Raw genomic sequence first — 12,702 nt, forward strand, 5'->3', positions numbered from 1 at the left:
GCTGCTGACTTCCAGATTCTGATTGATGCGAACAGCCAGTATACTTACGGCGTGCCGCCTGGTAGCAAGCGAGCTCCTGTTTCTGCGACTAACTCTCGCGGTTTGGCTGCGACACCGCTGGATTGGTTGGATTTAATTGGGCCAGGTGAGAATACAATAAATGACTTGACTCCGACTTTTGACTGGAACTTCAGCATTCCTGATTCCCAAATACGCGAAGTTAATTTGTTTGTAAGTACCTTCCCAGAAGGTGAGGGTCTGTTGCCTTGGGACCAAGTTGTCAATTTATCGGAAGTGCTGCCCAATTCCAACCTAACTCAAGAGGAAAAAAGACAATTTTTGAGTTCTCCGTGGCAAGAGTTTGATGACTTTAATCCCAACCGCATTCTAACAGCAACTTGGAAGCCTTCGGGTGGCTGGGTTTGGAATGGAGGTGACAGGTTTGGAGATAACAACAATTTTACCCTCGATCCAGACCGGACTCTTACAGCAGGTCAAACCTATTATTGGGCTGTCGAAGCAATAAACGCTGAGGGAGAGCGCAATCTTGATTTTGGGGAGTTTAATACACAACTAGAAAGCTCTCTTTCTCCGTTCAGAAGCGTCACTGTTCTCACTCACGGTTTTACACCTCCGATAGTTACAGAAGCAGTAATTCCCGCTAACTTTTTTGACATCGCAAACAACATCGCGGATGCAGGGGGTGGGGGTTTGATTATTCGCTACGATAAGGGTACAGGTTTCTGGGTTCCTGTGGATAAATATGGGGCTGTGATGCAAGACTTCCCCGCAGGTCAAAATCCAGAAACCACAACAAATTACCTCGAACAATTAGCTACTTACATATCTGACAATTACAGCGACAAATCTTTAGTGCTGCTGCCTGATTGGGCTCAAAACAATGAGTCAAGTGTTCCTGATTCTGGTTTTACAGAAGGTGCAGCAGATGCTTTCTACGCATCGTTAGTACAGCTAGACCAGGCTTTGGGAGGAAGTATTGGACAGCGCGACTCTCAAGGGAATCTGGTGAGTCTTTACGACAGCAAAGGCAATCTAATTCGCAACCAAGGAGACTTGTTGAGTTCCCCCATGCACTTTATTGGCTTCAGTCGGGGCACAGTTGTTAATAGTGAAATTGTGCAGCGCTTGCTGACAGCATTCCCCAATGCAGGCGGAACAAATCAATTCGGCCGTGATTTTCAAGTGACAACAATCGACCCCCACGACTTCGATCAGGAGAGTCTTTCGCTGGTGGGGATTGGAGGGTTTAGGAACTTCTACGAACCCAAGGTGCAGACTTGGGAAGGCATTACATTTGCCGATAATTACTACCAAACTACAGCCGATCCGAGTGGTTTGGGGTCGTTTACTCCGAACGGTCGAAATATTCCTGACCTTCTGCCACCAGAAGATACTAGCAATCAACCCGGACTTCAGTTTCCCAAAGATGCAAATGGCAATCTCCTCGGTGTCCCCGATGTAGTCGAATTTCTGGGAACTCGTTCTAGGGAAACGGACTATGCTGAGAGTCGGGCTGGCTTCAGCCGACAAACCGATGCTATTCCGGTAATTGGGGGTGGCTTAGGCGCTACTCACGGACGAGTTCTCAATTGGTATTCCGGCAGTGCGAATCTGGGTTTAACGGAGTCGCAACCCAGCTATGCGGTGGATTGGCTCAAAGATCCAGTTTACCGCCGCCGCAGCGATGGAGGTTACGAGGTGTTGTTCGATGCCGACTTCTACGATACCAATCCCAACCGCGTCAATCCTTGGTACACCCCAGATCATACAGCAGCAAACTTTGTCCAAGGTAGCGCTGAGGCTCCTTGGGAAGGAATTGGGACTGGATGGTTTTATTCTATAAATGGTGGCGGTGAACGTTTGCGGCCAGAAACGCAGCCGCGAGTGCCGCTAAGTTTTGACAATACTTACAGCACCAGAATGCGCGGCGATGCTAGTGTTCCGACTCTTTTTAATGGCAATTTTGATGCTGTTACCGATCCGTTTGGGGGGAATTTGAGCCAGGTTCGCAGAACTATTTCTAACGCGCTACCTGGGTGGTCATTCCACAACGGTCAACAAAATCCAAATATTGATTTGGTTCAAAATTTGGAGGACGTAAAGTCCATTAAAGGAAAAAGCGAAACAGACTATGCCTTTAAACTAGGAGCCAACGGAGTCAAAGAAATTGTTCACAATCGGTTTGTTGTTCCCGATTGGGGAAATTTACGCTTTGATGTTCATGCTCCTGTCAAAAAAGGAAACCTGAAGGTCACGTTGGAAACGACAACAGGTACAGAGATCGCAAAAACCACAATAGACCTGAAAAGCAATTTGCAAAAACTCCCTTTCAACCGCAACGAAAATGTCAATACCCCAGAAAAGCTCGATCTGGCTACTAATATCTACTTAGGTAATGCTAATAAGATTGGATTTGGTGGAGAAGGTTTTGAAACTTTCCAGCTTAACTTGCAAACTCCTGATGAAGTGACACAGCTTTACCGAGGGCAACCAGCTACTTTGAAGTTTGAATTAGAAGGAGGAGACCATGTTTTCATAGATAATGTCTTCTTTAAGAGCGACCACCTGAGATTGGGAAATCCAACTGAAGCAAGATGGGATATTAAAGCCCCGGAGCAAAATCCATATCAAACCAATTTGTTGCTTGAAAAACCTCAGTATTCCTCATCTTATAATGCCGTTACTGGGCTTCCTAACTGGGTAAGTTGGAAAGTTGACAGCTCTTGGAGAAATCGAGTTGAGGGAAGAACAAATACTCCATTCATAACCGATCCAGGCTTGCCTGGTAGTCCTCAAGTTCCGAGCTGGCCTAGAATTGATGGGATAATGTATACAGGAACGGGTTTGGATAGAGGTCATCTTATCCCTAACCAAGATAGAAACAGAAATGAGAAAGATGCTCAGGCTACCTACCTAAGCACAAACTTAATCCCGCAAGCGCTCGACAATAACCGACTTTTCCCCAATAACAGAGGTAGATTAGACCCAGATATTTCGCCTGCATGGTCTAGAATTGAATCAAAATTAGTTGAGCAGCTAATCTTTGATTACAACAAAAAACTTGATATTACTGCTGGTGTTTTTGATACTAAAGAACAGAATTGGTCTATCCAGCCAAAAACTAGAGCACCTGAATTACTTACGGAAGCGCCCAATCAAGGAAATACAGATCCTACAAATTTAGAAGCTAACGGAATTCGCATTCCTGGGTGGGCATGGAAAACAATCTTAGTTTCCAATCAATCAAGTTTTGGGGTACAAGATGTTCTTGGCAGTTACACATACATTACGCCCAATATACCAGAACCTTACACGGACTGGAACGGGCAACCAGCAGTCCCGAACCCACTTAATCAACTGTTAGGTGAAAACCGCGAGCCTATAACAAGTGCTGAACAATGGCGAAGACCTAATACATGGAAGATTTCTATCGATCAGCTTGAAAATCTTCTGAATACTCAGGGTTCTGACACGGTTTTTAACTTTTTGTCAAATCTTCCTGAAGATGTTCGCAATCGAATTAAACAACAGAGCGATTTCTCGTTTCCACCACCTCCCTAAGTCCGACTTGCTCAGGATTTACGCAGAACTATTATGAAATAGGTTGGGGAGATATCTAAATGTTCAAAACATTACAATTTTCTCAATGCTCTGCGTAAGTCCTGTTTTTTGAAACAGATGTAACTCCTACGACTAATTATTACAATTTAAAATTCACCCTCCCTAATCTCACCACGCCAGTGGTAAGTAGCACTCGTTGGACCCTGGATAAATTCTCCATCTGTCCAAGTAGTCTGGTAAAAGAATACATCTCCTTGGAGACCACCAGAAAGACAATTTTTAGCTCCCGAAAAGTTGCTTCCTATGAATTGAGAATAACTCATGTCAACTCCTGATAAATTAGCCTCTCTCAAATCGCAATAAAAAAAATAGACACCCAACCAATCTTCATCCCGACTAAATCGAGCATTTCTGAAATCAGAAAATATAGCCATTCCCAAGCCAACATTTTCCAAACAAGCACAACTAAAGTTGACATAGCTTAAGCGAGAACGACTCAGGTCAATATCACGCAAGTCAGCACCGCTCAAATCTACACGATGCAATATTTTATCCTGAAAAATTCGCTCGCCTTCGCCATAGCGCCGGAGCAATTCTTCAGCAGACAACGTTCTGTTTAAATCGTTTTGAATCCTGCCGTCAGGCATAGTCACTTGATGAAAAATAGTCTGCTCTGTTGTTTTAATATCCGTCAAATTGGCATCAGTCAAATTAGTGTCAATCAGCACAGCACCCGTCAAGTCGGTACCCGTCAAGTCGGCACCTGTTAAGTCGGCACCAGTCAAGTCAACATTAACCAATTTAGCATTCCTGAGATTGGCATTGCTCAATTTTGCCTTAATCAGTAAGGATTGATCCAGCCATACTCTTTCTAAGTTAGCATGGCTCAAGTTAGAATTAATTAAATTAGCCCCCCCCAAACTAGCGTCTTCCAGATTAGCACCGATCAAGTTGATATCAACCAGGAAAAACTCGGAGAGATGAAAATTATTCAGATCGAAACCCGAAAAATTTCTCTCTCCAGCTATATACCGTCTCCGTAATTCTTGCAGGTCGTAGATTCTCGTTGACTCTTTTTCGTCCACCACGGTTTTTTTTCATATAAAATATTAGTTAATTTTAGCAGAACTATTATGAAATAGGTAGGGACCTATCTAAATATTCAACACATTACAGTTCCTTTAACTATTCCTCATATCAAACCCGGAAAGATTAACCACAGTACCGAGGGAACAACCACGGGGGGTTTGCCCCTACTGAACTATGTGCATTTAACCGGATTTGATATCACCCTCCACCTGCTACCTTGATTTTATGGGCGGTTGAGGGGAACTTCTGTATAGATAAGTGCCACAGAAGCAAGAATCCGGTGTCTTTCCAGAGCCTATCAAGTGTCAACATCGGACTAATAGTTTACCTTATTATTGAGTAATGGAGAATTAAGAGAAGACGACCTATGAAAGGATCGCTATTTACTGAAATGAGTGCCTCTGAATTGCTCGAACGTTATGCTGCTGGGGAGCGAAACTTTGCTGGAATTCGTGTTAGTGCGTTCTCATATCTCCAAGGAGCAATCTTGAGCGATGCCAATTTTTCCGGGGCTGTTCTGCAGGGTTCGATGATTGGAACTGACTTCTCTCGAAGTTACCTGATTGGAGCCGAATTGGCTGAAGTCTCTCTGGAGAACGCCATCCTGCAACATACCCGCTTGGATGGAGCTACCCTGGCTCAATCGATCCTCGATCGAGCTGACTTGACTCATGCTTGTTTGGTACGTGCCGAGTTGGATGAAACCCTGGTGGAGAAGACCAACTTCTATCGCTCTAATTTGTTCGGTGCTTCCGGTGTAGACATCGAATACTGGCTGGAACAAGAATGTATTTTCTGCCACACTATTATGCCCGATGGCAGTGAGAGGAATGATGGGTGCCAACGTCTAGGTATTTGTGTCTATTAATTCACTTGGAGCCCCTGTTACAGCGGCTCGTGAACTTTCTTTATATTATTAAATCAACCAACGTAGGCGGGAAAACTTGCTAGGCCTACCAGGCTCTTGACTTTTAATAACATTGAACTAATCTTCATCTTCATTAATACTGCATTTACTAAAGAGCAATATTAGCCGACCGCCCTTTTACCGCCTTTTACCCCTTTGAAGACTTACAAGGAAGAAAACCTGGGACGACTGGCAGCGGAGTCAGCTTTACGATCGCTCGTAACTCAACTATTAAATTCTGGAATGAGTCTGGAACAGGTAGCGCAAATGATGAATTTATCGACCGTGGAAGTGAGACGATTGGTAGGGGAAAACTTTTGATCGATCGCACTTTTCCAAGATATCAAGGATAGTGCGATCGAAGTATGGGACAAACTGAGAACAGTCAACAGCCAAGAGTCAACTATTAACTAATGACTAGAGAGGCTTATTAGTAGGCTTAAAGCCCTGCTTTTGAAAATAGGTTCGGAATACCTCTTGAGCAATTGGTGCCGCCGATACAGAACCAAATCCGCCGCCTTCAACTATAACTGCGATCGCAACTTCGGGTTTGTCAGCGGGAGCAAAACCCACAAACATAGAATTGTCAGGATGACCGGGCATTTCCACCGTCCCAGTCTTACCAGCACTTAAAGGAATAGTACCATCATTCATGCGTTTGCCAGTACCTTTTTTCACCACGTCAATCAATCCCTGGCGAACAACATTCAAAGTTGCAGGCTTAATACCTGTGGGAACTTTTTTGGTAATAGGAGTGTTGGTTTGAGAAGCCAATAAATGCGGCTGAACTCGATAACCGCCATTAGCAACAGTGGACACCATCACAGCCAATTCTAAGGGAGTACAAAGTACCAAACCTTGACCGATCGACATTGTTACTGTATCGCCAACGTACCAATCTTCACCATACATTTTCTGTTTCTCTGCTGGTATCGGAACTTGACCGTGATTGGCGGATTCCAACCCCAAAAGGTCTAAATTAATAGTACCGCCAATGCCCATCGCTTTAGCCGCTTTTGCCATTTGTTCGGGGCCTGCAGCCATACCTACTTGATAGAAAAAGGTATTGCTGCTGTAGGCTAAAGCATCGCGGAAACCGATAACGCCGTAACCGCCGCTGTGTTCGTTAAAAGAAATTCCGCCGATCGTAATTGAAGAAGAAGTAGCCACAGTCGAGTCAGGAGAAAACTTGCCCGACTCCATCCCCGCTATAGCAGTGACAATTTTAAAAGTGCTACCGACTGGATAACCTTGAACGGCTCGATTTAAAAACGGTTTTTCTGGCCCTTGCAGTCGATCCCATTCTGTTTGAGTCACCTTGCGGGTGAAAATATTGGGGTCAAATGTCGGCCAACTAGCCATTGTTAAAAGAGCTCCGGTTTTTACGTCGATCGCGACAACTGCACCCAGGCGATCGCCCAAAGCTTTTTCTGCAGTTTTCTGCATATCTAAATCTAAAGTTAGCTGCACCGGTTTGCCGGGGATAGGGTCTTTGACACCTAAATCTTGGATTTCCTCGCCCTTAGCATTCACCTCGATTAAACGGTTTCCCCAAACGCCCTCTAAAGTTGAATTGGCTAATTTTTCAACTCCCATTTGACCCACGAGCATCCCCATCGGATATGCAGGATTAGCTTTTAATTGCTCTAAACTAGCTTCGCCGACGTATCCCAAAAGGTGAGCTGCTAATTGCTGGTGGGGATTGTCTCGGCTCGATTCTACGCGAATTTCCACTCCCCGCAAACTATTAGCTTGTTCTCCCAAAGCGACGAAAGTACCTACATCGATATCCTTACTAATTCGCACTGGCAGGGCCGATCTGTAGCCAGCGGCATCGATTTTTTTGACAATTTCGGCCGCGGGCAGTTTGACGATCGGGCCCAGTGTAGCGGCGATCTCTTGCCACTCCTTGGCCGATCGCTCTTTTGGCCACACATAGACCGATCGAGATACGCGGCTGGCCGCAAAAATTTTGCCGTTGCGGTCTAAAATTTGACCGCGAGTCGCTGGGACTGAAACAGGGCGAATGCGGTTATTTTCCGCCCGCTGTCGGTTGTAGGCTCCCTGTACCAGTTGCAATTCGGCTAGACGAAATATTGGTAGCGCCATCAAGGTAGTGACGAGCAGCATAAAAATCATAACTTGGAGCGATCGGCTGCGTTGCCGTGAAGCATTGTCCAAGCCATTTTTGTCGAATCGGACTTTAGAGTTAAAAGAAAAATCGCCAGCCATATTAATTAATCTGCTCTTTTTATTCAACTAACAGGTTGATACGGGCCCCATCCGGATGATTGGGCAGATGATTACAGGGATTATAACTTCTAACTCTTTAGTAACAGACATAAATTCTGTCGATTGGCAGACGAATCAGCCGGATTGTTTAATTAAGGTATATAAGATATATGTTAAATATCAGGTTTTTCTGACAATTCAACTGTTAAGGAGGTAGGGGCGCTGTGGAACCGATCGATTTTTTGATTGCTTGGCTGGTGACGGGCAGCAGCTTGCTGCTAATTTCTCAACTCCCGATCGGCGTAGAAATTGACAGCACACCGAAAGCAGTAATTTCCGCTGCGGTTTTGGGAATGTTGAATGTTTTAATTTTGCCAATTCTGAAAGCAGTTTTTTTCGTGCCGAACTTGCTGACGCTGGGATTGCTTTCTGGCGCGTTTGCTTTTGTAATAAACGTGATTGTTTTTGCCTCGGCTGCGAAGCTAGTTGAAGGATTTAGCTTGCGGATGGGTCTTTGGAGCGCGGTACTGGGGGCGATCGCCTTGGCTGTAGTTAGCAGCTTTATCAACGGCGCGCTGATTTAGCAACTTCCCCTGATAAAGGGCGATTGAAATCGCCCGATATTTCCCACCCTTAGCTGGCGCGTTTCCTGTGCCTACAACCGATTTCTATCGCTGAATATTTCTTCTCCCTTCTTCCTTCAATCCGTTACATCCGTTACATCCGTCGAGCGAATCCGTTGCCGAACTTCCTTCAATCCGTTACATCCGTTAAACAATCCGTTGCCGAACTTCCTTCAATCCGTTACATCCGTTACATCCGTCGAGCGAATCCGTTGCCGAACTTACTTCCCCATCAGCGACTTATAGGCTGTCACCTTAAGATCGATCCCAGTAATATCTGTCCCCACAACAACAGCCACCGCTCCTAAATCCAAGGCTTTTTTAGCCATTTCCGGCCCCGATATCCCGCCTTCGCAGATAACGGGAACCTTAAGCTTTTCTACCATTTCCGCAACCAAATCAAATCCCGGCGGCGACAAATTTTCCGTCTGGGCAGTGTAGCCAAAAAGAGTAGTTGCTACAGTATCTGCACCAGCTTCGGCTGCCGCGATCGCAGCTTCTATTGTATCTACATCCGCCATCACTAATTTACCCAATTCGCTGTGAATTTGCGCGATTAATGTCTTTAAATCTTCGCCGCCAGCAGGACGGTTTCTCAGAGTAGCATCAACGGCGATAATATCGGCTCCAGAAGCGGCGATCGCCCGCGCGTCTTCAAACCGAGGAGTAATGTAAATCTCGCATCCCGGCAATTGCTGCTTCCAAATCCCAATTATGGGAGCGGATATCTGTTTTCGCACCGCTGCAATGTGAGCCGGAGTGTCAATCCGCACGCCCGATGCACCTCGATTGATGGCGGTTCGAGCCATTGCCGCAATTACGATCGGATCGTGCAGCGGCGAATCAGCAGGTGCTTGACAAGAAACAATTAATCCTGTAGGAATTTGACAATTAATCATGGGGAATTGCGGATGGGGAATTGGTAATTGGGAATTACAAATTATACCAGTTCAAAAAAAGAATGTAACTGTAGACCATATCCCAACCTATATCCAATGAGTCAATCGATTTTAGATTTTAGATTTTAGATTTTAGAGGCGACCCCACGGATAAATGCGGGGGCAATAAGTGATTTTCGATTTTCGGTTTTGGATTGATTCCACGGATAAATCACGTGGCGGGTACCACCTTTGAAATTAGTGGTCATTCCCCAATCTAAAATCTAAAATCTAAAATCTAAAATTGTATTACCCATTACCAATCCCAGCCATTAAAGAAATAATTTTGTCCAGCAATTGCTCAGGGTGAATCGGTTTAGCCAAACAATCGTTAGCTCCCGCCGTCACGAAAGATATCTGATCGGCGGGGATTTCATTAGCGCTTAAGGCCAGAATTTTGATATTTTCAGTAGCGGGTTTTTCGCGCAGTTGGTGAATTATTTCGCAGCCATTCATACCGGGCAAACGCATAGCGACGATCGCAGCATTGGGCTGCAAAAGTTCAATTTGTTCCACCGCCGCCGAACCTTCAATCATCCACACCACTTGCATTCCTGCGACTGTCAGGATATCGCAAATCAGCATGGCAGTTTCTTCATCTTCTTCGACGAGCACGAGGCTGCCCCGCAAGGAGGAAGAATGCAGCGGTAAAGATGAATTCGATTTTTCATATTTAAATTTTGTGGATTCATCTTTGCTTTGAGTTTGGATTGGTATAAAAACGGTAAAAGTAGAGCCGACATCAACTGTAGAGTTAACTTCGATCGCACCGCCGTGAAGCTCTACTAACTGTTTAGTTAAAGCCAATCCCAGACCGGTGCCGCCGTATTCGCGGCGGTAGGGAGAATCTAACTGCTGGAATTTTTGAAACAACAGCGATCGCTGATTTTCGGGAATTCCAATGCCGGTATCTTTGATTTGAAAAACAGCGGTGCTGCCAGCAGGTGCCGTACCGGGCTGCCGCACTGCAGGCGTTCGATTTTTATCTTCTGTCACCCAAACTCGCAGGATGACTTGCCCGCCTTCGGGAGTAAATTTAATCGCATTTCCTAAAAGATTGAAGAGAATTTGTCTCAAGCGGCGCGGGTCAGCGATGAAGCGATCGCACTCTTGTTTTATCCGCTGTTCTTGCAGCAGTTCCACGCCTTTAGCCGCAGCTTTTTCTTTGAGGGCGTGCAGGCTCTGAGAAGCTAATTTAGAAAGTGAAAATTCACTAATTTTTAATACTGCTTTTCCCGCTTCTACTTGCGATAAATCTAAAATATCGTTGATTAATTCTAATAAGTGGTCGCCGCTGTCTCGGATAGTTTGCAGGTACTGCCGCTGCTTTTGCACTGGCACTTCTTTACTGCCAACTTTGCCGTAAGACCACCGCAGCAGCGTGTCGGAAATGCCGATGACGCAAGTGAGAGGAGTCCGCAATTCGTGGCTCATAGCTGCCAAAAATTCGCTCTTGGCGAGGCTGGCAGACTGGGCGGCAACCAGTGCATCGCGCAGTTCTCGCGTGCGCTCTATTACGCGCTGTTCTGAGGTGCGCTTTTGCTGCTGGACTTGTGCATAAAGTTCGGCTTGGTAAATGGCGATCGCCAAATGTTCTGCTATTTGTCGCAAAAATGTTTTTTTGCTTTCTTCCCACTCCCAAAAAGTACACTGGTGGGCAATTAGCAGCCCCCACAAGTCGTCTTGAACTACGATCGGCACTAGCAACTTTGCCCGCACCTTCGCCCGTCGCATCAACTCTAAAAAACAAGGCTGTGAAGAGTAAGTTGTTTCCACATCCGCGACGCACAAAGCCAAACCTTTGCGATATTTCTCTCGGTCAATGACTCCCTGGGTAAAACACTGCGCGTCTTCAGTAAAATTCAGTACAGACGAGATAGCATCGTTGGCTAAAGCTTCGTAGGTAACGCGACCTAAATACAAGTAAGACGCGGAATTTTCTTGGATTTCGCCAGACCCCGAAACCGCCGCAGGTATTTCTTTAGCTAACTCGCCATTGTGCGGCGCTGGCACTTTTTCAAATTGATAAATTAACAGGCGATCGACCTCCAAAAACTCTCGCACTTGCTCGACTGCTTTTGACAAAATTACAGGCAATTCCAAACTCTGGCGGATTTGAGTTGTCACCTGATTCAAAAGTCGCTCTTGTTCAAGCTGTTGCTGCAAAGCATCTTCCACTGGCTGACAAAATGAAATGCAGGGACTGGCAATTTGTAATTGATTGACGGCTTCGGCAATCTGGCTTTGTAGTGTTTCGGGATCTATAACTTTGGGTGCGGATTTTCCCTCTATTTCTGTTTGGCTGTGTAGGGGCGGGCGATTATTTGGGCTGGCATTGGCAGCGAGAATATCCAGCAAATTTAGGGTGAATTCGCTTTGGAGAACTGCCGAGTTGGGCTGTATATTTTTAATTGCTTGTTTGAGGGCGGGAATGTCAATTTGCCACGAGGGTGCGGGCGTTATTTCTGCGAGTTTGTCGGCGAGGGGAGACAGGAAATTGGCGATCGCCCCGGGGTCGAAAGTCAACTGCACATTCAATTGCGAATGGAGATTTTTTTCGCTGTGCTTGTGTCCGTTGGTTGCGAACTCATCTAATAGATTGCCCTGCAGCAGGGCGCTAAAATGCTCTGATACTACTGCTGCAAACCTTTCCGACGAATTTTCCAGATTTTGAGAATCAGCGGCATCGTCGGTGAGCCAAATCGCCCCTGGGATTTCAGCCATTTGCTGTAACAACTGGTAAGCAGCCTCAAAGGTTGCTAGCGGCAAAGTCCGATTTAAGGTTTTTGGTTTCAATCTAGATATTTTCCCGGTTGTTTTAAAGAACAAAATATGAATGCCTCTGTTGTGAGGAAGGAACCTGGGGCACAACAGGCGCGGCCGGTCCAACAAGTTGAGATGACAGTAGTCAGAAAGTAGGTAATAGAAGGCCCCAGGATGAGAGAGCTAATTTCTCCCTATAGTTGTCCTGATACTTTTAATCCCGACAATCCCCGACAATCGGTGAAAATCTGAATATAGCACACTCATCAGACAGGTCTGAAAGTATGGTGGTATCCCACAAAGCTTTGAGAAAAATTCCCAGAGCGCCATTAAAATCACGGGGCATTTCATAACCACAGTTAGGACATCTAAAAGTTTTAGAGCTACCCAATTTTTTATGAATATGACCGCATTTCGTACAAGTTTTGGAAGTATATTCCTCAGTTACCCTAACCAATCTCGAACCGTAACGATTACAGAGATGTTCTAAAGTTTGGGAGAACTGATAGAATGCCCAAGTCATCATTGCTCTCGCCGACTTAGAATTGAGCTTGCGAGTACCTCTTGC

The 12,702-nt window shown here is 45.5% G+C and carries 9 protein-coding genes; 4 read left to right on the forward strand and 5 right to left on the reverse strand.

Features of this window, described 5'->3' with window-relative positions; all coding sequences use genetic code 11:
• A partial coding sequence (locus QUB12_RS34720) for a DNA/RNA non-specific endonuclease (protein WP_333301171.1) occupies nt 1–3,582 on the forward strand: 3,582 nt, incomplete at its 5' end.
• Nucleotides 3,583–3,728: 146 nt separating this feature from the next.
• Here the strand turns inward: QUB12_RS34720 and QUB12_RS34725 are convergent.
• Nucleotides 3,729–4,670, reverse strand: coding sequence for a pentapeptide repeat-containing protein (locus QUB12_RS34725; RefSeq protein ID WP_333139591.1), 942 nt, complete (start codon nt 4,668–4,670; stop codon nt 3,729–3,731).
• Between the two features lie 368 nt (nt 4,671–5,038).
• Between QUB12_RS34725 and QUB12_RS34730 the strand changes: the two genes are divergently transcribed.
• Nucleotides 5,039–5,539 (forward strand): pentapeptide repeat-containing protein, encoded by a 501-nt coding sequence (locus QUB12_RS34730; RefSeq protein WP_333139589.1) that lies wholly within the window; start codon nt 5,039–5,041, stop codon nt 5,537–5,539.
• Nucleotides 5,540–5,734: 195 nt separating this feature from the next.
• Nucleotides 5,735–5,899, forward strand: a complete 165-nt coding sequence (locus tag QUB12_RS34735; RefSeq protein WP_333139587.1) for a hypothetical protein — start codon at nt 5,735–5,737, stop codon at nt 5,897–5,899.
• 96 nt (nt 5,900–5,995) lie between these two features.
• On the opposite strand, the gene mrdA is transcribed toward QUB12_RS34735, so the two are convergent.
• Entirely contained in the window at nt 5,996–7,810 is a 1,815-nt protein-coding gene (gene mrdA / locus QUB12_RS34740; protein ID WP_333310701.1) for a penicillin-binding protein 2, read from the reverse strand.
• A gap of 224 nt (nt 7,811–8,034) precedes the next feature.
• Here mrdA and QUB12_RS34745 point away from each other — a divergent pair, with 224 nt between their 5' ends.
• A complete protein-coding gene (locus QUB12_RS34745; protein WP_333231078.1) occupies nt 8,035–8,394 on the forward strand; it encodes a phage holin family protein in 360 nt (119 codons plus the stop codon).
• Nucleotides 8,395–8,654: 260 nt separating this feature from the next.
• On the opposite strand, the gene QUB12_RS34750 is transcribed toward QUB12_RS34745, so the two are convergent.
• The 3 genes from QUB12_RS34750 to QUB12_RS34760 form a co-directional block, all read right to left on the reverse strand.
• Nucleotides 8,655–9,332: an N-acetylmannosamine-6-phosphate 2-epimerase gene (locus QUB12_RS34750; protein WP_333139584.1), complete on the reverse strand. Its 678-nt coding sequence runs from the start codon at nt 9,330–9,332 to the stop codon at nt 8,655–8,657.
• A gap of 288 nt (nt 9,333–9,620) precedes the next feature.
• Nucleotides 9,621–12,167 carry an ATP-binding protein gene (locus QUB12_RS34755; protein WP_333310703.1) on the reverse strand — a complete coding sequence of 849 codons (2,547 nt, stop codon included), beginning with the start codon at nt 12,165–12,167 and terminating at the stop codon, nt 9,621–9,623.
• Between the two features lie 181 nt (nt 12,168–12,348).
• Nucleotides 12,349–12,702 (reverse strand): transposase (locus QUB12_RS34760; RefSeq protein WP_333310705.1); only part of this gene is annotated, 354 nt, incomplete at its 5' end.

Origin of the sequence: Microcoleus sp. B7-D4 (genome assembly GCF_036705125.1) — a bacterium.
GTDB lineage: Bacteria > Cyanobacteriota > Cyanobacteriia > Cyanobacteriales > Microcoleaceae > Microcoleus.